This window comes from Pirellulales bacterium, from assembly GCA_019636335.1.
Classification (GTDB): domain Bacteria; phylum Planctomycetota; class Planctomycetia; order Pirellulales; family JAEUIK01; genus JAHBXR01.
Window position 1 is genome coordinate 116,626 of record JAHBXR010000013.1, and the last position, 23,081, is coordinate 139,706.

Consider the following 23,081-nt stretch of genomic DNA (forward strand, 5'->3'; position numbering starts at 1 on the left):
CGCGCCTAGCTGCGGAAATCGCCGTGACACTGATCGCAGCTCTTGGTGGCGGCTGCCGCGGCCTCCTGTGCTCCGGCGAAATCGTTGGCCCGCGTCGCCTCGGTCAGTCGCGACAAGGCGGCCTCCAATTGGCGAGCGTATTCCTGGTACGTCTCGTCGTCGCCGTACTCGTACTCGTGCGACTGAATAATGCGACCGAGCGCCGTCAGCAATTCTGCCTCGTGCAGAAGCTCTGGCGCGTGCCGCTCGAAATCCTGTTGCGAACCGGTCCAGGGGACGAGCCGATCGCGCTGGCCGGTTTCGAGACGCGTCATGATCGGTCGGCGGTCGGCGATCGTGGCCCAATCCTCGCGCGGCTTGCCTTCTCCGGCGATCCCCGTGCCGCCGCGCACGAGATCTTGCAGCTCGGTGCTGCGCACCCGGGCCTCCTGAAAGGTGGTGTCGGATCCGGCCTTCGAGTTCCTGCCTGCCCGGGCCATCGAGTCGCGCATCGAGGGGGCGACCTCTTTCCAGCGCACGTCGGTGTCGTACTCGGCGATGATGCCGAACAGCGCTGCTAGCACGGTGAACTGCACGCGGGCATCCTGATAGCCCCCCGACTTGAACTTGCCGGCCGTCTGCGTCAACTCGCCGAGTGTCTGCGAGATCGCTTTGACCTCGTCCTCGATCGTCTCGGGCGAGATCACCTTCGACCATTGCTCGGCCTGTGTCGCGGTCGCCGCCGGCGACGGACTCGGCGGGGAGTTCGCAACCTTGGGAGGCGACGGAGTCGGCATCGCCCCCGCGAGCGGAAGCGAGGGAGCTGTGCCAGGCCCCAATTCCTTGCTTGCGTCGGGAAAAAAGACGTCGCGGACGCTAGCATCCCACCGGGGTGGCGGCGCCGTGAAGTGGGCCCGCGGACGGTGGCGCCGGCGGGCCAAAGGCGCCTGCGCAGCGGCCAGCTCGACCAGCGTATGGACCGCCAGGCCCAGGCAACCCAAGACAACGATCGTGGCGAGAAAAGGTCGCGGCATCCCTCGATTATGAGCCCACCTGGCGCTAGCGGCAAGCAAGGTGTCGTGCGCCAACGGGGCGCCTCACCGTATAATCGAAGCATGCCGCACGACGAACCACGCACGGGCTCACGGCGCGACTTTCTCACCGGAAAGGGGGCCGTCGATGCGCTGGCGGAGCTGGTCGACCAGGGGCTCGCCGATACTTCACCGGCCAGCGGTTTGCGCGGACGCGCCGCACCGGCCGAGCCTTACGTCATTCGCTACGGCCGGCGCGCGATGGCCTGCGAGTTCGAAGTGGTCGTGAATGCCGGCGAGCACGAGCAGGCCACGACCGCCGCGCTGGTGGCGCTCGACCTGGTCGATCAACTGGAAGCACAACTGACCGTCTATCGCGATACGAGCGAGATCTCGCGCCTCAATCGCGAGGCCGCGCTGGGGTGGATGGCCGTCGAGCCGCGGCTGTTTCGATTGCTGCAGCAGGCCGCGCGGTTGCACGAGGAGACTGCCGGCGCCTACGACATCACCTCCGGACCCCTTTCCAAGGTTTGGGGCTTCTATCGTCGCGAAGGGGCCATTCCTACCGACGAGGCGCTCGCCCAAGCGAGGGAATCGGTCGGCATGCGGCACGTCGAGTTCGATGAAGCGCAGCGAACGCTCCGCTTTACCAGGGCCGGAGTCGAGTTGAACCTGGGAAGCATCGGCAAAGGCTACGCGCTCGATCGCGCGGCGGCCAGCATGTTTGCCGCTGGGGTGGACCATTTTCTCTGGCACGGGGGTCAGAGCAGCGTCCTGGCGCGCGGCACGCACGCGGCGCAACCCGTCGACCGGCCCGGCTGGATCGTCGGCCTGCTCGATCCCTTGCATCCCGCGCGGCGCATCGCTGAAATCGTGCTCCACGATCGAGCGATAGGCACCTCAGGGGCCGGCAGCCAGTTCTTTCGCCACGGGGGGAAACGTTACGGCCACATCCTCGATCCGCGCACCGGCTGGCCCGCCGAGGGAGTTCTGTCGGCGACCGCCGTGGCCCCGACAGCCGCCGAGGCCGATTCGCTCGCCACGGCCTTCTACGTCATGGGGGTCGAGGCCACGCGGGCCTATTGCGAATCCCGGCCGCAGATTGGGGCGGTACTCACCTACCAGCCATCGCCGGGGGCCCCGCTGGCATGCGAATCCATCAACCTGCGCGACGAAGAATTCCGGCGCCTGGACGAAATTGTCTAAGGTGGGCTAATCGATCCCCCTACGTCCGCCGGCCGTAGTAAACCGGACGAGGGTGAACCGATTCCCATCTTCCCTGTTGTGCGACCGCAGTCGCAGTTGTCCAGTTGGGGAAGAATAGGTAAGTTTTCAGGTTGTTCGGACTAGAGGAAGCAGGCAAGTAGTGGGGAGCCCTGCGGTTGCACCGACCGCTGCCGGCAGCCTGGGTCATGGTGACCGCGCCTGGCCGGTCGGAGACGTCCTTGCCTCGGGTCCCGCCCATTACCCCGCCAAGTCGTTGGTGTTCCGCATATTCCGACTCTAACAGGCAAGGTTCGGCCCACGACCGCCTAAGTTCCGACAGCCTTAAACCGCGGGCGGGGTTAGAATTGATCTGGTGTCCGTTCCAGGGCGCATCCTTCCGCCGCTCGCACCGTCATCTCCCCTGATGTTCGATTACCTCTTCGGCAACATTTCCTACTTCGGCATTGTGGCGGTCCTGCTGCTGAGCGGGATAGGCCTGCCCGTGCCCGAAGAACTGCCCGTCGTCATCGCCGGCGCCGCGAGCGCCTATGGCCAATTGAATCCTTGGCTGGCCTTTCTTGCCTGCCTGGTGGGGGCCTTGGCCGGCGATTGCCTGCTGTACGCCATCGGCTACCACTTTGGTCACAGCGCGCTCAAAGACCATCGCTTCTTCACACGGTTTCTCCGACCCGAGCGCGAAGCACGCGTCGAGCAGATGATTTTGCAGCACGGCCTCAAGGTGCTGATCCTGGCGCGTTTCATGGTCGGCATCCGCTCGGCCGCCTTTCTCGCCGCGGGCATTCTGCGCTTGCCGTTTCGCCGCTTCATCGTGGTCGATGCCATCTGCGCGACCATCGTCATCGGGATCTTCTTTAGCCTCAGCTTCCACTTCGCCCCGCGCATTCACGAGTTGCTCACCTGGATCCGTGGCTTCGGCCTTGGCTTTACGGGCCTCGTCTTGCTGGTGGTGGCGATCGTCGGTTACGTCTACTACCGTCGTCGGAAGAACCGCATCGCCCGGGTACTCGAACGCCGTGTCAGCCGGAACCTGGCCCGTAGCGGCGCGAACGGCCTGGTAACGCCAGACGGCGCCAAGAACGAGGCCCCCGCCGATACGCTCGACGACGAAAAGTCGGTCGCCTGAACCGACGGGACGCTCGAGCCGGGGGAACTTCGGCGATCCGATTCGCCGCCAGCGGGGTTAGCAACTTAGGGACGTGCGGACGTGCGAGCCGGACGATTTTTGTTCGCCGCGGTGGGAGCCGCTTGGTAAATTAAAACTGGCCACTAAGCTGCCTCCAGCTCAGAACTTGGAAGAGGAGTAGCATGCCCGAGCTTGCGCCCCCATCGACCCAGGCAGCCTCTGCGCCCACGGTGCAGCCGGCGGCGGTCGAAGATCTGCGCGCAGCCGGCGGCCGCTTCTCCGGGCTGCTCTCGCAACTCACGACCCTTTCGGCGAATCGCACGTTGCTTTGGGCCGTGCTCATCAGCCTGGGACTCCATTTCGTGCTGCTGGCGGCCTTCGGCCAGATCGAGTTCGCGGCCATTCCCACGGTCGTCCTGCGCGAGATCGAGGCCCTCGTCGATCAGCCCGAGCGATTTGAGCCGCTCGACAACTTTCCCGAACAACTCGAGATCGCCACCCCCAGCGAGATGATTAGCGAATCGGTTTTCGCCTCGGTCGGGGGCGCGTCGAGCAGCGCCATGCCCAGCTCAGTCGGGGGAGGCGGAGGTGGCGGCAGCTTCAGCAGCTCGATCGTCGGCCCCCAGATTGCGCTCTCGAGCGCCCTGCCCACCACCGGCTCGGGCGGACCTTCGCTCGAGATCATGGCCCCCGAGCAGATCCGCGGCATCGAGCTCGACAAGGTGCTCGTCAGCCACGGCACCGTCGGCGGAGAAGTCGCGTCCGTCGAAGGGGCCGTCGATCGCCTCACGCGCGAGATCGCGCTGAATCTCGAACAGAGCAACGTGCTCGTCATCTGGCTGATGGATGCCTCGATCAGTCTCGTCGACGAGCGCGAGGCGGTCGCCGACCGCTTGAAGCGCGTCTATCGCGAAATCGACGAGCTGGGTTCTCTCTCCGCGGGCGCGCTGTTGAGCACCGTCGCCTCGTTCGGCCAGAACTCGGCCACGCTCGTGCCACCCACGGGCGATGGCGACAAGATCGTCGACGCGATCCGTTCGGTGCCGATCGATGACTCGGGGCAAGAGAACGTCTTCTCGGCCGTCATCGCGTCGGTCGATCAGTACAAGGCCCTCCGCTCGCGTGAAAAACGCAAGCTGATGGTCGTCATCTGGACCGACGAGTCGGGGGACGACATGGCCCGGCTCGAAGAGGCGATCAATATCTGCCAGCGGCTGACGGTACCGGTCTTTGCCGTCGGTCCCTCGGCCATGTTCGGCCGCGAGGTCGGCACGCAGGAATACCGCGATCCCGAGGATGGCCAGGTCTATCAGCTACCGGTCGACCGCGGTCCCGACACGGCCCGGCCCGAGCTGTTGAAATTGCCCTACTGGTTCAATGGTCCGCAGCACGACAACCTGCGGGCCGGCGTGGGCCCCTACGCCCTGACGCGCCTCGCCACGGAAACCGGCGGCGCCTACTTCATCAGCGAAAGCAAGGCGGACGGTTCCCGCTTCCGACTGGCCGATCTGCGCCGCTATATGCCGGCCTACACCTCGGCCAACGAGTACACCAAAGGGGTCAAGCAGAGCAAAGTTCGCCAGGCGGTCCTCTCGGCGGTCGACATCACCCATCAGCGAGATCTGAAGGGAACGCCCACTCTGTCGTTTGCCCCCACGGGCGACAACTTTCAGCAGCAGCTTCGCGAAGCGCAAGAATCGGTCGCCTACGACCTGTTGACGATCGAACGGGCGCTCGCCCCCTTTGGCAACAAGGGGATGGAGCAGGAGTATTCGCAAGAGGTCTCTCCCCGCTGGCAGGCCTGGTACGACCTGACGCTGGGCCGCCTGCTGGCGATGCAGGTTCGTTGCCACGAATTCAACTGGGCCTGCGCCGTCATGAAGGGAAAAGGCTCCGACTTCGTCGATCAGAAGTCGAATCGCTGGGAGTTCGTCCCCGACGAGAAGATCAACTTCGGCAGTGTCTCGGAGCGCGCCGCCGCCGAGGCCACGCGTCTGCTCAAGCGTGCGGTGGAAAACAACCCCGGCACCCCCTGGGCTTTATTGGCCCAGCGCGAGTTGGAAAAACCGTTCGGCTTCCGCGTGGAAGAGGGCTACGTGCCACCTCCCCCCGCAATGAATACGCCCAACGCGAACAATCCACCCCCGCCGGGCATCCGCGTCGAGCAGCCCCGCATGATCCCGCGCAAGACGGCCGACCAGTTGCCCAAGCTCTAAACGGCCGGGCAGCGCCATCCACCACACGGTCATTTTCCCGGGCCCCACTCGTCGATTAGAATCGCGGTGTCGCCACCTGGCGGGGTCGTGATCCATCGTGAGATCCCCCCTGCTCCTGCCGCGTACCGCATTGCGAGATTCCCCCATGAAGGCCCGTCTCGTTCGCTTGTTTCTACTCGCGTTGTTGCTGGTCTTGCTCCACACCGAGCACGCTTCGGCCGACCATTGGCCCCAAATGCGCGGACCGCACGGCACCTGCGCGACCGAGGCACACGACCTGCCCGTCGAATTCGGCAAGGAGAAGAACCTGCTATGGCGAGTCGAGATGCCCGGCCATAGTGCGGCCACGCCAGCCGTCTGGGGCGATTACATCTTCACCGTCACGCCCGAGGGAGAAGAGGTCTATCTTGTGGCCCTCGATCTGGCGGGGCAGGAACGCTGGCGGCGCAAGGTCGGCACCGGCAACCGCAAGCTCGGCTTCAATGGCAAGAACAACTTTGCCACTCCCAGCCCCGCCACCGACGGCGAGCACGTCTGGCTTCTCGTGGGGACGGGCGAACTGCACTGCTTCGACATGGACGGCGCGCCGGTTTGGAGCGTCAACCTGAACGACCTCTTCGGCAAGTACGACACGCTCTTCGGCTTCGGCTTCACGCCGCTCTTGTGGCAGGATTCGCTCTTTGTGCCCTACCTGCACCAGGGCACGTCGCTCGTCGCGGCGCTCGACAAGCGCACCGGCGAGGTGCGGTGGAAGACCGGCCGCACGACCGACGCCAAGGACGAGTCGAAGGACGCCTATAGCAGCCCCTGCATCCTCACGTATCCCGATCGGGCCGAAGTGGTCATCTGCGGCGCCGATCTGGCGAATGCCTACGACGCCGCCACGGGCGAGGAGATCTGGCGCCACGGCGATATCAATCCCACGGACAACAACACGCTGCGGATCGTGGTCTCGCCCGTCACCGATGGCCAGCGCATCTACGTGTCGAGCGCCAAGCGCGGACCGGTCCACGCGATCAAGCCGGGCGGATCGGGGGATGTCACGGCGACGCACCATCTTTGGACGCGCACGGAAGACACCCCAGACGTGCCCACGCCCGCCGTGGCCGACGGTTTATTCTACATGCTGCGCGAGAACGGCGTGCTCAGCGTGCTCGATGCCGCCACGGGCGAGCAATGCTACTCCGAGCGTGTGGCCAGCCGCGCAGGCGCGTTCAGCCCCAGTCCCGTCGTGGCCGACGGCAAAGTCTACCTGGCCAGCGAAGGGGGCATCCTTGCCGTCGTCGCCGCGGGCCGCACGTTCGACAAACTCGCCGAAAACGATCTCGGCGAAATGATGATGGCCACGCCGGCGATCGTCGGCGATCGCATCTACGTACGTACGGAAAAGGCGCTCTACTGCTTCCAGAAGCAATAGTCCGCTCGTCGCTTCCGATCTTCCGCGCACGAATCGCCTGGCCCACGCATTTCTCTTGCGACGCTTTGCGCCTCTCGCATAAGATGGGGGGCATGCAGCATCGCTCGAACATTTGCCGGTGCGTGTGGGCAATTCTTGCGGTCGCGGTGTTCCTCTCGAACGCCCCAGAGGCCGCCGCTCAGAAGCTCTCGATGAACGAGAACCTGAGCAAGCAGCTTGGCCGCGTTCAGCTTCTCGTTGCCGGTGGGCGCATCGTGGCCCAGGCGCCGCAACTCGGCGGCCGCATCACGTCGAACTCGACGAACGAGGATCGCAGCGAGCGGCTCACGATCGAGTTCACCGGCACGCAGCCTACCTTCGAGTACGAGCTCACCACGGCGACCGAGCAGATTCTTGCGCAGGTGCATCAAGGGGAACGCATCACGCTCCGCCGCCTGCCGCGCAGCAATGCCTCGGAGATCGAGCCGATGTCGTTCGTGCAAGAGATCGGCACGAGTCTCGAGCTGAGGATCGGCGCCGACGGCCAGGAACGGGTCCATCGCTCCACGTCGCTGTGGTACCTGCTGATGGACGAGCCCGACGCTTGTCGCGAGCATCTGGTGCCGCTGCTCGAGATGCTGCGTCCCGACTGGCGTTTGATGCAGACAGCGCAGGAAATTGAAGAGGGCATGATTCGCGCCGCGCAGTCGCCGTCACGCACGAATCGCGAGCAATGGAGCCAACTCGTCGCCCAGTTGGGAAGCGACGCCTTCGCCGAGCGTCGCGCCGCCGACCGCTTGTTGCGTCAAGTCGGGCAGGCGATCATTCCCTACCTCGATAGTCTCGATTCGGGCAGGCTCGATGCCGAGCAGCGCTTTCGCATTCGACGCATCGTGGGGGACCTGGCCAACGACGAAGCCGAGGATCTGCCCGCCCGCGTCATGCAATCGGCCGCGGCCGATCCTCGCGCCTGGCTGACGTTGCTCGACCGTCCCGACGAATCGCTGCGGCGTTTGGCGCTCGCTCAGATGCAAGAGTTGCTTGGCGAGCCGCTCGAGTTCGACCCTGCCGGCGAGGTCGCCCAGCGCGACGAACAGATCGCGCAGCTTCGCACCCGATTCGAACGCCCCTCCCCCTCGGCAGGCCGCGCGCTCTGACCACTAGCCACTGCCCCCCCGTCGCGCCGCCGCTACTCGCGCGGCAATTCTTTCAGATAGACGTTCTTGAAATAGAGCGTCGAGCCGTGGCTCTGCAGCTCGATCTGGCCGGTGGGATAGATCGGCTTGTCCCGTTCCCAGTAGTTTTCCATGGGCACTTCATCGACCACCAACTGGTCGTTGAGCTTCACGGTGACGCGATCTCCCACCATCTTGATGTAGAAGGTGTTCCATTCGCCCACCGGTCGGTCGGCGACCACGCTCGGCTTCGAGGGATGCTTCTGATTGTTGTACAGACCGCCCGAGCCGACCGGATCGTCCCAGATCTGCACCTGCGGCGAGCCACGCAGGTAGATGCCGCTATCACCCTTGGGCTCGATTTTCCAATCGACCCACATTTCGAAGTCGCCGTAATCCTTCGTCGTGCAGAGCGAGTGACCGTGCCCGTCGAAGACCAGCATGCCGTCCGACACGCTCCAATGGGCCCGCATCTTTTCGTCGGCCCCCTTCTGCAGGTCTTCTAACTGCTCGGGCGTCAGCTTGGCCCGCTCGACCGGGTCGAGCACTAGCCCCTTCCAGCCCGACAGGTCTTTGCCGTTGAACAAAGCCACGAACCCCTCCGGGGGTGCGTTGTCGGCACGCTGATCGTCGGCCAGCGAGGAGCTCGCGGAAAGAATCAGTCCCAGTAACAACGAACTCGCGGCCAGCCGAGCATTCATGGGGTAATCTCGGGGGAATTGGTGAGGCAGGAAAAGCAGGGGATAGCGGAGCGTGACAGCGTCGCCGGCGCCGAACAGAAAACGGCCCCGAACGACCGCACGTCATCGTAAACGGCGCAAACAGGCGAAGCAAGCAAGCGACTATCTCCGGAAGCGATCCCTTCGTCGGGTCGCTTCGGGGGGGAATTCTGCCACTTTTTCCCTGATCGGGTCTCTTCGGCTGTGAACTCGGCTTGTGGCGTGGGGGGCGTTTGAGTATCTCTACCCGCCCCTGGAGTGGCCGCCGGCCATTCGGCCAGCCTTTCGCAGGCAGCATCACCCCAGGACGCGGCGACCTCGGTCGTTCGCCACCCTTCGACACTCACGTCTTCGCTCGTCGCAGTCACCTGTTGAGTCACCGCAGCCGCACGGAACACGTGTTGATGGCCCTCCTCCGTCCAGCAACGCCCTACGGCACCAGAAAACACCATGCCGGCGCCCCTCGTCTGCGCGCGGTGCTCTGGATGATCTGCGGAATCATTCTGGCAACCGGCTGGGCCGAAGTGACGGCGCTCGCCGGGTCCGCGTCTGACTACCGCACTTCCTATCGTGTTCCACCGATCACGGCCGACCGCCTGGCGGGACTGATGAAGCAGTGGACCATGACGCATGGCAACATCTTCGAGCTCCAGGCGATTCGCCAAGAACAAAGCCACTCGGAGCGTCGTCTGAAGCTTTCGGGCGTCTTCGGCGCGAACCTTGCGCAGGGACAAGAGCCGCCGATCATCCATGTGCCGCCCGGTAGTGAGCGACCGCTCCGCGTGCGCGGCCAAAGCCCCGATCCCCAACCGTTGGCCCCGCCGCCGGCAGCCCGACCGGTCTCGCCGTCGCGCGGCGCCGCTCCGGCCCCCACGGGCGCGGCTGCGCCGCCGGCCTCCTCGCCCGAGGCCCAGATGGTGGTCGACGTGCGCGTCTTGGGCAACGAAACCGTGACCCCCACCAAGTTGCAGTCGCACATTCGCACGCGTCGCGGGCGACCGCTCGATACCGAAATGGTCGAAGAGGACGTCCAGCGTCTGAACGCCACGCGTTGGTTCATCGAAATCAAGCCCCTCTACCAGCAAGTGCCTGGCGGCGTGGCGGTGATCTTCCAGGTCGTCGAGCGTCCCTCGGTGAAGGAAATCCACTTCATCGGCAACGACTACGTTCGCATCAAGGTGCTCAAGAAGCAGATCGATCTGAAAGTGGGCGGCCCGATCGATCCGTACGCCGTCGACGACGGTCGTCGCAAGATCGAGGATTTCTACCGCGAGCGCGGCTTCCACAAGGTGCGCGTCGAGGTGGCCGAAGGCGACAAGAGTGGCGACCGCCGCGTCGTCTACGTCATCAATGAAGGACCCAAGCAGAAGATCGGCGACGTCGAGTTCTTCGGCAACACGATCGCCACCGACGCGCGACTCAAGACGCAGATTCAGTCGAAGACGCCGATCCTGCACGTTCCCCACCTGATCGAAGGCTTCAAGGGCTTCTACGACGAAGAAAAGCTCGCGCAGGACGTCGACAAGCTGACGTCGTACTACCGCAGCCTGGGCTTCTTCCAGGCCAAGGTGAGCTACGAGCCGATCTTCAAGCCCGACCAGAAGTGGGCCACCGTGCGCTTCGTCATCAACGAAGGCATTCGCTACAAAGTCCGCAACATCTCCTTCGTCGGCAACAAGAAGTACACCGTCGAAGAATTGGTCGAGAAGACGAAGCTGCGCTCGGGGCAGCATTTCGACCAACTGCAGATGGATGCCGACCTGCAGGCGGTGCGCGACGAGTACGGCGGCATCGGCCACGTCTTTGCCGATATCCAAGCCGAACCGCGCTTCCTCGAGGAGCCGGGCGAGCTGGACCTGGTCTTCTCGATCTCCGAGGGGGCCAAGGCCCGCGTCGGTACGATCACCGTCAACATCAAGGGAGACCATCCCCACACGAAGCAGAACGCGGTGCTGAATCAGTTGTCGTTCGCGCCGGGCGACATCATCGACATCCGCGAAATCCGCAACAGCGAACGCCGTTTAAAGCTCTCGGGCATCTTCGGCGCGAACATCGCGCAGGGACAACAGCCGCCGCAGATCGTCTACTCGCCGCCCGGCACCGAGGGGGGCGAAGAAGGCATCGCCGAAAAGCCGCGCCGCAATCGCGCCCGGGGACAAAGCCCCGATCCGCAGCCAAACGCCGTGGCACGCCCCATGCCGGGCATGCCGGTCCCCGTCTTCGCCCCGGCTCCTCAGAATCCAACGCCCCCGGCGCCCGCGCCGATGCCCGCCCACTTCCAGACTCGCGCAGTGGCTGCCCCTCAACCTGCTGCCGCGCCGCAGCATCCGGCCCCCGCCGTGCCGCAGAACTTTAGGGCGCCCGGTTCCGAGGAACTCGCGCCCAGCTATGCCGATCAGCCGGTTCGCGGTCGTGCTCGGGGACAGAGCCCCGATCCGGCGCCGCGTACCGCGGCCAGGCCGGCCTGGCCCATGTCGCCAGCCTCTGAAGTTGCTCCGGCGTCGCCATCACGCACTCCGGTGCCATCGAATCAAATCCCCCACCATTTGCGAGCGCGTCGCGTCGACGAAACGGCTCCCGCGACACCACCGCAATATCCTGCGGTGCCGCCGCAGCCGGGACGCTTCGATCCGCAGCTCTATCGGCCGATGAGCATGACCCGCCCGGCCACGAGCGGCGAGCGCGCGATGCCCGTGCAACACGGCAACCGCCATTCGATGCCGATCATGCGCGGCGTGTCCCACTCGATGCCAATCGTGCGTGGGCAATCTCCCGAGTTGCCCGGGGGCGATTCGCGTTGGGGAAGTCGCCCTGCCGAGATGTCGCCGAATGCGCGCTCGGCGGCACGTCCCAACCTGGCTCCGGCAGCCGGCCAGCCCCCGGTAGTGCGTGCTCAGTACACGGCCCCGTGGCAAGGCAACACGCTCCCTTCGACCACGCCACAACCCTATCCGACGGCGGGCGTTCCGGTGGCCGGCGCCTCGGCCATGCAGCAACCCTACGCGCCAGCACCATATGGGGCGCAACCTTACGCCGCGCAGCCCTACGGGGCTCAGCCCTACACGGCGCCCGCCGCGCCTGCGTACGCTCCGCCAGCGAATGGCTACCAGCCCCTGCCCGGTTACGCGCCGCAGACAGCAGCCCCCCCGCCCGGCTCGTATCCTCAGCCCTATGCCGCTCCGGCGCCGGGTGGTTATGCGCCTCCCCCGACCGCCACGCAGGCCTCGCCCTATGGCGACGGCCCCCCGGGGTACTTGCAATCGGCTCCTCCGGTAAGCGCGCCGCCGGCCAGCACGCAGCCCCCTCCCGCGGCCTACGGTCCGCCGGTCGAGGGTTACGACACGCCCGGCTCGCTCTTCCCCGAGAATCAGCAGTTCCCGCAAGCGCTCGAAGACGAGCCGACGATCACCGTGCCGATCAATGTGAACGTCGAGGAAACGCAGACGGGGCGCTTGATGTTCGGCGTCGGTATCAACTCCGACGCCGGCCTCGTCGGCTCGGTCATCATGGACGAGCAGAACTTCGACTGGCGGCGGCTGCCGCGCAGTTGGGACGACATCCGCAACGCCACCGCCTGGCGCGGCGCCGGACAGCAGCTTCGTATCGAGGCCGTGCCCGGCAGCCAGTTGCAGCGCTACATGGTCACCTTCCGCGAGCCCTACCTGGCCGACACGCCGGTGAGCCTCACGCTCAGCGGCTTCTTGTTCGACCGCCGCTACTTCGAGTGGGACGAACAGCGCATCGGCGGTCGTACCGGCCTGGGGTATCAGTTCTCGCCCGACTTGTCGGGCACGGTCACCATCGGCGGGCAGAGCGTCAAGATTCGCAATCCCGCGGTGCCCACGCCGCAGGAGTTGGCCGATGTCGTGGGCGACAATGAGCTCTGGACGGCACGCGCCGCGCTCGTCCACGACACGCGCGATAGCGCCTTCCTGCCGACGGAAGGGCATCGCATCGAGCTGGCCTACGAACAGGGCTTCGGCCAGTTCGACTACCCGCGCGGCATCATTGAAGTCAGCCAGTACTTCCTGCTGCACGAGCGTCCCGACCGCTCGGGGCGTCAGACGCTCATGTTGCGTAGCGTGGCGGGCTTCAGCGGCAGCCAGACGCCGATCTTCGAGAACTTCTTCGCGGGCGGTTTCTCGACCCTCCGCGGTTTCGATTTCCGCGGTGCGTCGCCCCGCGAAATGGGCATCGTCGTGGGTGGTGAATTCCAGTGGCTCAACACCGTGGAATACATGTTCCCCATTACGGCCGACGATATGCTCCGCGGCGTCGTCTTCTGCGACTTCGGTACGGTCGAGCAGTCGATCGAGATCAACGCCGACAATTTCCGCGTGGCGCCGGGCTTCGGTCTGCGCGTGAGCGTGGCGGCCCTTGGGCCGGCCCCCATTGCACTGGACTTTGCCGTGCCGGTTGCCCACGCCCCCGGCGACAACATCCAGAACTTCAGCTTCTTCGTCGGCCTGGCCCGCTAAGCTCGCCTAATAGCCGCGACGATAGCTCACCTGCATGTGCGTATCGTAATAGCCACGATGCCACGTTCGTCGCGGGTAGTAGTGCGCGCCGAACCAACCGTAGTTGTACGTCGGCACGTTGAAGCCATAGACGAAGTGCCGCGACGGGGCGGGAATCACCTGGGCGCGCGGATAGTCGACCGCGCGATACCGGGGCGGATCGTAGTACCAGGGATGCGTGTGCGGATGAATCGCCGAGGCAGACTCGGCCCAGCCAAGGCACCACGCGAGCGCCACCAGCGCCGGCAACCAGCAAGCAATTCGCTTCACGGCTCGATCTCCCAGATGCTTCCGTGCTTCGAGAGCAATGCCCCGGCTCATGCCGAGCGACAACGCGCGTCCCGGCGCGTCGAGGCGGGCCCGTCTTAGATAGAAACGGGCGTTCGCGGGCGAAAGCGTCGCTTTATTCCACAATTGCCGGTTGCGGAAGCCAGGTAAACTTTAACGCGCGGCAAAAAGCAGGCCTGCTAGCACGCGCCGAACGATCAACCGGCTGACTTATAGAGCCGCGCGGCCGCCTCGACCTCGGAGGCGTGCAGGGCCAGGATGCGCGTCCGGAGCGATTCCAGGTGGGCGAGCCGCTCTTCATCCCCCAGGGGAAACTTTTCGCGCAGCTCGGTCTCGATCGTCTTCAGCCGCGCCGCCACCTCGACCAACTGCTTGGCCGCCTTGGGCCCCTTGGCGAGCCACAACTCGCGACGCTTGCGGAGAAGCTGCTTCGTCTCCTTGAACAGCTTGAACTTCGACGGCAACGCCGCCTCGGCCAGCTCGGTCCAGCGGTTGGCCAACTCGCGATAATGCTCGGCGCACGAACGCCAGGCGGGACGGCGCGCCTGATCGGCGGCCTCGTCCAGGAAATCGGCATAGAGCGTGCGATAAAGCCCACCACCGGTACCGGCCGTCTCGATCGAGTCGAACATGTCGCGCAACGCAAGGTAGATCAGCCCACCCTTGTACATGCGCGGCCAGCCGCGCTGGCTTTTCGTGTTCGTGATCACCTTGGCCCACTCGGTGAGACCCGGCAAACCGTACGTTTGCAGTGTCGGGCGAGCGAAATCGTCGGCGCAGGCCCGGATGCCCGAGATCAACGCCGTCTTGAGGGTCGATTCCGAGAGCTTCGACGGCGCATCGATCCGCAGGCTGCGGAACTTGTGCGAGTTGACCCGGCTGCGAAATTGCGCCAGCTCGTCGAGCGGAATCGCGAACGTGTCGGGCGCGCAATCGCCCACATAGGCCACGTCGTTGTGCAGGTCGATCCGTTCGACGAGCGTGACGTACATGCCGTAGGTACCGGCCCAGCCCAAATGCGTGTCCGCCAGCGGAGCACAATAGACGAGGACGGGCTGGCCGTGCGCGAGCCCCTCGACCAGTTGCTTGAAGCCGGTCGCCGCGCCGCCCGTTTCCTGGATCGTCACCTTGGCGCCGAGCCGTTCGAGAGCGCCGCGACAGAAGTCCGCCCCCGTTGCCAAGGCGCGGTACCTGCCCACGACGGAGATGCCGCTCCCCTGTCCGTGACGCACGAGCGACGGGCAGTACGAGTAGCCCGCCCCCAGTCCTCCGGCCAGGCCAAAGCACATGGCCTCGCTCAGCGAACGATGCGTCAAGGGATTGCGCACACGGGCCGAGGCCAACAGATTGGCCAACGCGGTCGACTCCCAATGTCGACCCCCAGCGTGATGGTAGCCGCCTGCAACCATCACGGGTCAAATTCCCCACCCAGCCCATGGACCGAAGGGCCCATAGCTGGGATATGGCGCGTAGAACGGAGTGGCCCAACGCACGTAACCACCCCACCAGCCCCAGCGCCCCCAGCCCCACGGTCCCCAACCGGCCGAGTATAAACCGCGGAACGCCACGAAGTGCTGCGGGTTGCGCGGATTGCCGATGCTGAGCACACGGGTCCCATCGTTCGCATAGACGTACGAAGGATCGGGCAGGTAGGCGCCGAAGCGGCGACGCGGAAGCGTGTCGTCGCACAACTGGATGTGCGTGACGCTCGTGCCGTCGTTCGCATAAGGCCGCGAGTAATCGATGGGATCGACGGTCGGACTCACGAGATCGAGACGTTCGAACTTGTCGGGCGATGCACCGTAGTAGGTCGAGCCCGAGGCAAAGGCGATAAAGTGGGCCACGCGCGAGGCCTCGACTTTCAGATCATCGGCCAGCGCCACCCCCGCACCGCTGACGCAGGCGACGAGCGCCCAGACCGTGCCGATTCGAGCGAAGTACGCGACCATGATGCCTAACCCATCGTAAGAAGAGACGCCCGCGACCGTTTTTTCCGATCGCGGCGCTCCATTTACGTTGGACGGCGGGGCGAAGTCAAGTTTCGAGTCCGAATCGCGCGTTGATCGGTCGCTGATACTCGGCGATGCGACCTTCGAGCACGTCGGCCACCGCGACGCGGCTTCCCAATTTGTCCGACTCGAGCAGGGCAAACGTCGCCGCCAGATCGGCCAGGCCTTCGCGGCCACTGGCGCGTGGCGGACGTCGATTGGCGATTGCAGCAAGCCAATCGAGCTGGTTCAGGGCGAAGGGATCGGTGATTCCCCGCGGAAAATCGCGCTCGCGCTGCTCGGCGGAAGCCTCGGACTCGTACAGCGCGGCGAGCGAGGCCGTACGCCCGCCGTCGAACGTGACCTCGCCGCCGGTGATGCGGCCTTGGCTGCCGTAGAAAACACTTCCGGCTCCCAAGACGGTGGGGGCGCCGTGTCCGCCCCAACTCGCCACCAGGCTCCCCTGCGTCCCTCGAACGGTTTCGAACTGCGCAAACACCGTATCGTCGGCATCGCAGTCGATCTGCTCGACGACCGCCCCCTGCACGTCGCGTCGCACGCGGCGCGGTTCGAGGATCGCCGTCCGCGCCGAGACCGAGGCGATCTCCCCCGCCACGAGCCGGAACTGATCGAAGAAATGGACCCCCAGGTCGAGCGTGATGCCCCCCCCTTCGGCCAGCAGGTGCCGCCACGGCGTCTCGGCGACGATCAAGTCCGGCGCCCACCACGTCGCCAGGTACCCCAGCAAGATCATCTGCAGCGAACCGTACCGGCCGCTCTGATTGAAGAACCAGTCGAGTTGCCGCGTCTCGGGCAGGAAGCGAAAGTTCTCGACAATGCCAAAAGACAAACCGCGGCGATCGGCCTCCTCGCACATGGCCCGGGCAGCCGCGACGCTCACTGCCAACGGCTTTTGCGACAGCAGGTGCTTGTTTGCGCCGAAGGCGGTCGCCGCCACCTGGTGGTGCAAGGCATGGGTCGTGAAGTCGTTCACGGCGTCGATCGGCGCCTCGGCGATCATCTGCCGGTAGTCGGTGTAGATCTCCACCTCGACGCCGTCCTGGAAATCGGAGAGATACTCGTCGCCGATCGACAACGGATCGCCCGCGATGTGGCTCACCGCGGGGCGCTGCGCCGGACCATGCCCACGGCGCACGTACATCTGGGCATCTTCGGGGCGCCGGGCGCAGAGTGCGGTGATACGAAAGTCGTCGAAGCCCGCCTCGCGCAACAGGCGATAACCGCGCAGATGCGCGGCCAGGATCCGGCCACAGCCAACGATGCCGATGCGAATCATGCCAGCGCGTCCCGTTTCCACAAGCCAGTCAGGGCTCGCTAACCTACCGGCACGCTGCGTCGAGGGAAAGTAAGAACACGCCTGCGCCAGTCGCACGACGAGGCCGCGCCCCCTCGCCCCGAGGCAATGGGCCGCTCCCCCCGGCGCGAACTCCCGCCAGGTAGTGGGGTCGGGTCGTAGCGGCTCGAACGGTCGTTCAACCAATCGTCTCGCGCCCGGCCGATGGGACCGATTTCCGGCCCTTGTTCGACACCCCGCGCCCCCGCCAGAACCTAGATTTCTAGACGTATCGATCTTTCGCCGGACCTACAGGCAGAGTGCAGCGTGATTCCCGCAACCAGCGACCTATCGCCACTCTATTCCAGCCTCAGCAGCGATCCCGATCTGGGGGGCATCGTGGCGATCTTCGTCGAGGAGATGCCCGACCGCGTGGCCGCCATCGAGCGGGCCTTCGAAGGGGCCGATTGGGATCTCGTCCAGCGTTTGGCCCACCAGATGAAAGGGGCTGCCGGCAGCTACGGCTTCGATCAGATCACGCCGTCTGCCCTGCGTCTCGAGTTCGCTGCCCGGGCGCGGAACGATCACCTCGAGCTGCAGAGCGCACTCGCCGAGTTCGTCGGGATGTGCCAGCGGATTCGCTTCGGCGGCCCGGAACGATAACGCGCTGAACTTTTCCGGCATCGGCCGCGCGGTGTCTACTCTTCCGCCGCCAGCGAGAGCACGAGCAAGTACGGCACCGGCGTGGCCCCCAGGGCGTTGAGCACCGTGCCGCCGGCCGTAAAGCAGTGCGTGACCCAATCCGGCTGGCCGTAGCGCTCGAGCGCGACCCCCCCTTCGCCGCCGCCGACGTACACCTCGATGCCCGCGTCCTTCATCCGCTTCAATTGCTGCACGAAGGCGCGCGTGCCCGCTTCGAACTTCGGATCCTCGAACATGCCGAAGACGCCGTTATGAAACGCGACGGCCGGCGCTCCTGGGCGCTGCTCGGAACTAGAAATGAATTCGCCGACCTGCTGGGCAAAGTATTCACTTGTCTTCGGGCCGACGTCGAACTGCTGCTCTCCCGGTCCGATCGTCTCCGACACGCGACCGTCGGCCAGAACGAAGTCGACTGGCAGAATGAACTCGATGCCCTCGCTACGCCCCTGCGAGATCATCTTCCGCGCCTGCTCGATGCGCTCCGCCGGAATGTAGTAGGGTTTGTCGCCGTGCGCGGGGTCTTCGGCCACACCCAGGGTGAAATCGCCGCCATCGAGTTGCGCCGCTGCCTTCTTGAGCGCCATGGCGAGCGAGCCCGCCGCGATCACGCGACGTATCTTGCCGCGCGCGATCATCGCCTCGAGATCGTCGAGCTTGTCGATCTTCAACCCGCTGAACACGACCAGCTCCGTATCGAGGCAGCGCCGCATCGGGCCGTCGAACTCACGCGCCACGTACTTGCCGAGCGCCACGCGATCCATCGCCGCCGGCACGATCGTGGTCGACGTATCGAGGCTTCCCGCCGATAGCGCTTCGTTGACATAAACACGGGCAATCTTGGCCGCTACCTCACCGGCGAACGTGGCAAGTTTCTCGGACAGCTTGGGCACGTCGGCCGGCTTCGCCTTCCATAGCACGCGCTCGATCTCGTACTTGCGCGTGTTCTCGAGCAGCAATACTCCCCCCGGAGGCAACGCGGCGATCTTTTGCGTCACCCCGTCGGGAATCGAGAGCGATGCCTCCTCGAGCCAATCGCCGACGAGCTCCACCGGCGTTCCCAGCAGCTCGGACAACCGGGCGCCGACCGCCTTGAGCGATCCTTCGGGTTTGCGCCCGATGTGCCCGCAGATGATCTGCTTCCATCCGCGCTCGCGGCCGTACTTGAGCGTTTCGACCATCGAGCGGAGACGCACGTCTCCTTCGCCGATCTTGGCGCCCGGCTTGCAATCGACGTCGCCGCGCACGAGCACCGGCGTGCCGCTGGGAACGTCGGCCAGGTCGTCCAAACGCGGAATCGCCGCCAGGTATTCCGCGAGCGTGCGCGACGGCAGCGCGGGATTCGCCCCCAGCAAGTTGAGACACCACTTTTCGATCTTCTGAGCGAGCTCGGACATCGTCCACCTCGTAAATCTGGTTAGAATGCCGAACTGCGCGGCTGGACGGAAACCGGCGTACTCGCGGTTTCATCCAGGAATCCCCTTCGCTTTCGGGTTGGGATGCCACCATTCACAACCCGAAGCGTGAGCGAGGGCGTTGATCGATTCGGCGAACTGAATAGACAACCGCGGGCACGTTGCCCGTGTGCGTCTCAAAATATCAAAACCGGCCCGGAGCGAAAGCCGCCCCGGCCGCATGGCGGTCGCTCCGCAACGGCGAACCGCGTGGAGCCAGGCCCTATGAGCAGCGTCGGATTCATCGGACTCGGCACGATGGGCGCCCCGATGGCCCACCAATTGTTGAAAGCGGGGCACGAGCTGACCTTCTTCGCGCGGCGCGAGGAGGTCGCGGCCGAGTTCACCGCCGCCGGCGCACGCCGCGCCGCGTCTCCCGCCAGCGTCGCTCGCGCCGCGGAGTTCATCATCACGATCGTCACGGCCGATGCGCAGGTGCGCGACGTGGCGCTCGGCGAGAATGGCGTCATCGCCGGCGCGGCCCCACACAAACTGCTCCTCGAAATGAGCACGATCGGACCCGACACGGCGCGCGACGTGGGGCATCAACTCCGACACGCCGGCATGCGCATGCTCGATGCCCCCGTCTCCGGTGGCCCCTGGGGGGCGAAGGCCGCCACCCTCTCGATTATGGTCGGCGGCGAGCGGAGCGATTTCGAACGTGCCGAGCCGATCCTACAGGCCATGGGAGATAAGATCTTCTATCTCGGTCCGCAGGGGACCGGATCGACCGCCAAGCTGGTCAATCAGATGATGGGAGGCGCCATCATGACCCTCATCGGCGAAGGTTTCTCTCTGGCTCGGGCGGCCGGCATCGACCTCAATCAGCTTGCCGACGTCATCTCGGTCTCGAGCGCCAACTCGAGCTTGTTCGAAGCCCGCGGCAAGAAGTTCATCCTCGAGAACAAGTACATCCCCGGTTTCACGACCGAGCTCATGCGCAAGGATGTTGGACTGGCGCTCGAGCTGGGGCGCCAGTTGAACGTGCCCCTGCCGGTCGCGGCCGCGGCCTACCAGCTCTACACCGCGGCCGTCGCCGCCGGCCTCGCTGCCGAGGATTTTGCCGCCGTGGCAAAGATCGCCGCGAAAAACGCCGGCGTGACACTGACGTAGGTCAGGTACCCCGTACCTGACAATCGATCGAGTTCGCCATGTCGAACCTTTGTCGTTAGCAGCAGCCAAACGCATCGAGCGCCACGATCTGACCATCAATCGAGTTCGCCATGTCGAACCTTTGTCAGGTACGCCGTACCTGACCTACGAAAAAACCCGGGCACGATCGCGCCGTGCCCGGGTCGTGAAACTCTCGGGGGCGAACTCTTCGACGGCCTTACGGCTCGACCGGCGTGTCCTCCTCGTTGATCGTGGCGCCTTCGAGCGACAGTTCCGCTTCGAAAGCCGAGTCCGATTCGTTGGTCGGTTCCGCCGCTGGTTCCGTCGCAAACGGTGCGCTGGTTTCGATCAGCTTGCCCGCGGCGGGGGTGCCTTCTTCGATCGTCCAGGCTCGGATGCCATCGGTCGTGGATACGAACAGGGCGTTCTTGCCCTCGATCTCGCCGGCCGCGATGCCGGTCAGCGTTCCGCCCGTGCTGAACTTGTCGAGCGGCTGGCCGTCGGCAGCAATCAAGTGGATCGAGCCATCGGCGCCGGCCACGATCCATTGCTTCGCCGGGCCGACGATCCGGCCGGCCGCGATCATCTCGATCGGCTGCTGATGCAGGCCAGCGGGCAGCGGATAGCTCCACAGCTCGGAACCATCCTCGGTAAAGCCAACGAGCGTTTCACCACCCGCTGTCGTGGCCGCGATGCCGCACAGCTCCGGTCGACCGTCGCCGTCGAGATCCTCGGCCACGATGTAGCGGAGGAAGCGTTTGCCCACGGCCACTTCCGCACCACTCTTGCCCGTGTGGTCGATCGGCGCCACGGTGCCGCGCGTGTTGGCGCACAACAATCTGCGATGCCCCGTGGCATCGGGAGCGGAGATTGCCACGCGGAAGGGGTTTTCCAAGTCCGTGTTGGTGAACAGCACGCGGCCGTCGACCGCTGCCACGTCGACGCCGGCATTGCCCCAGTAGCTCGTTACCAGCTCGAGTGTGCCATCTCCTTCGAGATCGGCCAGTTCGACGTCGGCCACTTCGCGGCCGTCTTCGGTCGGATGGCTCAAAACGAGCTTCCAATCCTGATCGAAGACATACGCCCGCGGTTGCGTCGTGGCGGCCACGGCGAAGAGACGCTTCCCGTCGCGTCCCACGCCTGAGCGAATGAAGCTGATCACGGCCGAATCGGCGATCGCCGGCTGATGCTTGGCGATGACCTTACCGTCGACGCCCAACTCGGCGACCCCCTTCCAGCCTTCGTTGACGAGCAGGCGCGGCAGCGTCCCCTGGTCGGCGACGACGATGATGTTGCCCGGTTCGGTCACGTCCTGCGACTGCCACGCCTCGGTCAGGGTGAAGGTGCTGGGGGAACTGGCCGCGGCGATCTCGGCCCGGACGTTACCATTCGCATCGGCCTGCCCCAGCGGCTGCGCCATGGCGGCGTCGTACTCGGCGAGCCGCTGTTCGTACTGCCGGATCGTGTCTTCGTAGATCGACTTGCCCGCCAGCAGCTTCTCGATCTTGCCGGGCAGCTCGGCGGCGATTCGCGGATTGAAACCGACGTCATTGTCCTGCACCTTGCCGTCGGGACCGATCACGAACATGTTCGGAATCCCTTCGACCTGGAACACGTTGCGCGCCGCGGTCTGCGTATCGCGGGCAATCGGCAGCGAGACGCCGATCTTGGCGAACGATTCCTTGATCTGCGCCTCGGTGACGTCCGTCTCATCGATGCTGACGGCCAGGAACTGCACGCCGGGGTGCTCCTGGTACTTTTCATAGACGGCGTTCAGGTTGGGCAGGCTCTCCATGCAAGGTCCACACCAGGTGGCCCAGAAGTCGAGAATGACCACCTTGCCGGCAAGCGAGTCGCGCGAGATCTCCTTGCCGTCGAGCCCCTTGAATTTGAAGTCCCCCACCATCTGGCCGAGCAACTTCGAGGGGGCCGGGGGCTTCGGCAGCAAGGGACGCGTGTCGAAACGCTGCACGACCTTGGCCTGCTCCGGCATCTCGAACTTGAACGCCACGGCGTCGATCTTCGAGTCGATCACCGCGCCGCTCAGATCGGCCCACAGAGCCAGTTCTTTGACGTCGGCGCCGCCACCGATCACCTCGCGCAGGGCGTCGGTGGGGAACTCGATGCGGCGGACGACAAAGCTCTCGCGATCGATCCAGAAGATGAGCCGGCCATCCTCGCGCTGGATCTCGACGCCAGAACACAGGCGGCCGTCGATGCCTTGCGGATCGAGCAGCTTGGTTCCCTTGGCGCCGGTCAGGATGCCGTCGATGGCGTCATCGGCCAGCAACAGTCCTAACTGGGGGGAGGGCCCCGCGACCCCTTCGTTGATGACGCTCGCCAGCACCTCGTCCGAGACGAGCGATTCGAGCGAGATCGCCTCGGGGGCTTCGATCTCGAGCACCTGGCCTTCGAGATCCCCCACCGTCGAGTGCAGCAGCTTGCCGTCGCTGATGACGATCGCCTGGTACAAGTGCATGCGGACCTTGGCAGGCCGCTCGAAGGTGACCGAGAAATCGGCCGTCTCGTCGATGTTATCCTCGCCGCGCAGCAACTTGAAACGCAGGCGACCGCTGTCGGAATAGGTCTTCGCATGGCGATAGACCGTGGCCATGTTCTTCAGCAGCGCGTCGGCCGACAGGTTTGCCGCCTTCGCCTCCCCCTGCATCGGTTTCGCTTCACCCTCCTCGGCCGGTTTGCTGGGATTGCAGCCGACCAGGCACGTCGCCGCGACGAGCAGGGAGAGCAAGAATCGAACCGGCGCCGCGTGCGCCACCAATCGACTTCCATGTCGAGGCATGAGCGAGACTTCCTGTTGCAGGGTGTTTGCGGGTCGTTGAATTCCAAAGCGCGGCGGTAGCG

16 protein-coding genes are annotated in these 23,081 nt (G+C 65.2%); 8 read left to right on the forward strand and 8 right to left on the reverse strand.

Annotated features, from left to right (window positions below):
- Positions 1-5: 5 nt before the first annotated feature.
- Positions 6-1,013: a cytochrome c gene (locus tag KF708_14340; GenBank protein ID MBX3413866.1), complete on the reverse strand. Its 1,008-nt coding sequence runs from the start codon at positions 1,011-1,013 to the stop codon at positions 6-8.
- Between the two features lie 81 nt (positions 1,014-1,094).
- Here KF708_14340 and KF708_14345 point away from each other — a divergent pair, with 81 nt between their 5' ends.
- The 5 genes from KF708_14345 to KF708_14365 all read left to right on the forward strand — a co-directional run bounded on the left by KF708_14345 (position 1,095) and on the right by KF708_14365 (position 8,129).
- Entirely contained in the window at positions 1,095-2,216 is a 1,122-nt protein-coding gene (locus KF708_14345) for an FAD:protein FMN transferase (GenBank protein MBX3413867.1), read from the forward strand.
- 373 nt (positions 2,217-2,589) lie between these two features.
- The gene (locus KF708_14350) at positions 2,590-3,360 is read left to right on the forward strand and encodes a DedA family protein (GenBank protein ID MBX3413868.1); all 771 of its coding nucleotides are present in this window, start codon (positions 2,590-2,592) and stop codon (positions 3,358-3,360) included.
- A gap of 182 nt (positions 3,361-3,542) precedes the next feature.
- Entirely contained in the window at positions 3,543-5,576 is a 2,034-nt protein-coding gene (locus KF708_14355; GenBank protein MBX3413869.1) for a VWA domain-containing protein, read from the forward strand.
- Positions 5,577-5,721: 145 nt separating this feature from the next.
- The gene (locus tag KF708_14360; protein MBX3413870.1) at positions 5,722-6,993 is read left to right on the forward strand and encodes a PQQ-like beta-propeller repeat protein; all 1,272 of its coding nucleotides are present in this window, start codon (positions 5,722-5,724) and stop codon (positions 6,991-6,993) included.
- A gap of 191 nt (positions 6,994-7,184) precedes the next feature.
- Complete coding sequence (locus KF708_14365) at positions 7,185-8,129, forward strand: hypothetical protein (GenBank protein MBX3413871.1); 945 nt, start codon at positions 7,185-7,187, stop codon at positions 8,127-8,129.
- Positions 8,130-8,161: 32 nt separating this feature from the next.
- On the opposite strand, the gene KF708_14370 is transcribed toward KF708_14365, so the two are convergent.
- Entirely contained in the window at positions 8,162-8,848 is a 687-nt protein-coding gene (locus KF708_14370) for a DUF1080 domain-containing protein (protein ID MBX3413872.1), read from the reverse strand.
- 422 nt (positions 8,849-9,270) lie between these two features.
- On the opposite strand from KF708_14370, the gene KF708_14375 reads away from it, so the two are divergent.
- The gene (locus KF708_14375; protein MBX3413873.1) at positions 9,271-13,344 is read left to right on the forward strand and encodes a BamA/TamA family outer membrane protein; all 4,074 of its coding nucleotides are present in this window, start codon (positions 9,271-9,273) and stop codon (positions 13,342-13,344) included.
- A gap of 6 nt (positions 13,345-13,350) precedes the next feature.
- Here the strand turns inward: KF708_14375 and KF708_14380 are convergent, their stop codons facing one another.
- The 4 genes from KF708_14380 to KF708_14395 all read right to left on the reverse strand — a co-directional run bounded on the left by KF708_14380 (position 13,351) and on the right by KF708_14395 (position 16,956).
- Positions 13,351-13,653, reverse strand: coding sequence for a hypothetical protein (locus tag KF708_14380; GenBank protein ID MBX3413874.1), 303 nt, complete (start codon positions 13,651-13,653; stop codon positions 13,351-13,353).
- 215 nt (positions 13,654-13,868) lie between these two features.
- Positions 13,869-15,026: a DUF4872 domain-containing protein gene (locus tag KF708_14385; protein ID MBX3413875.1), complete on the reverse strand. Its 1,158-nt coding sequence runs from the start codon at positions 15,024-15,026 to the stop codon at positions 13,869-13,871.
- A 60-nt stretch (positions 15,027-15,086) separates the two neighbouring features.
- A complete protein-coding gene (locus KF708_14390; protein MBX3413876.1) occupies positions 15,087-15,620 on the reverse strand; it encodes a hypothetical protein in 534 nt (177 codons plus the stop codon).
- Positions 15,621-15,705: 85 nt separating this feature from the next.
- Complete coding sequence (locus KF708_14395; GenBank protein ID MBX3413877.1) at positions 15,706-16,956, reverse strand: Gfo/Idh/MocA family oxidoreductase; 1,251 nt, start codon at positions 16,954-16,956, stop codon at positions 15,706-15,708.
- Positions 16,957-17,280: 324 nt separating this feature from the next.
- Here KF708_14395 and KF708_14400 point away from each other — a divergent pair, with 324 nt between their 5' ends.
- Entirely contained in the window at positions 17,281-17,616 is a 336-nt protein-coding gene (locus tag KF708_14400; protein ID MBX3413878.1) for an Hpt domain-containing protein, read from the forward strand.
- A gap of 35 nt (positions 17,617-17,651) precedes the next feature.
- Here KF708_14400 and pgk read toward each other — a convergent pair whose 3' ends face one another.
- On the reverse strand, positions 17,652-19,049 hold the full coding sequence (gene pgk, locus KF708_14405) for a phosphoglycerate kinase (protein ID MBX3413879.1): 1,398 nt from the start codon (positions 19,047-19,049) through the stop codon (positions 17,652-17,654).
- Positions 19,050-19,331: 282 nt separating this feature from the next.
- Here pgk and KF708_14410 point away from each other — a divergent pair, with 282 nt between their 5' ends.
- Positions 19,332-20,219: an NAD(P)-dependent oxidoreductase gene (locus KF708_14410; protein MBX3413880.1), complete on the forward strand. Its 888-nt coding sequence runs from the start codon at positions 19,332-19,334 to the stop codon at positions 20,217-20,219.
- Positions 20,220-20,436: 217 nt separating this feature from the next.
- Here KF708_14410 and KF708_14415 read toward each other — a convergent pair whose 3' ends face one another.
- Positions 20,437-23,019: a redoxin domain-containing protein gene (locus tag KF708_14415; protein MBX3413881.1), complete on the reverse strand. Its 2,583-nt coding sequence runs from the start codon at positions 23,017-23,019 to the stop codon at positions 20,437-20,439.
- Positions 23,020-23,081 lie beyond the last annotated feature (62 nt).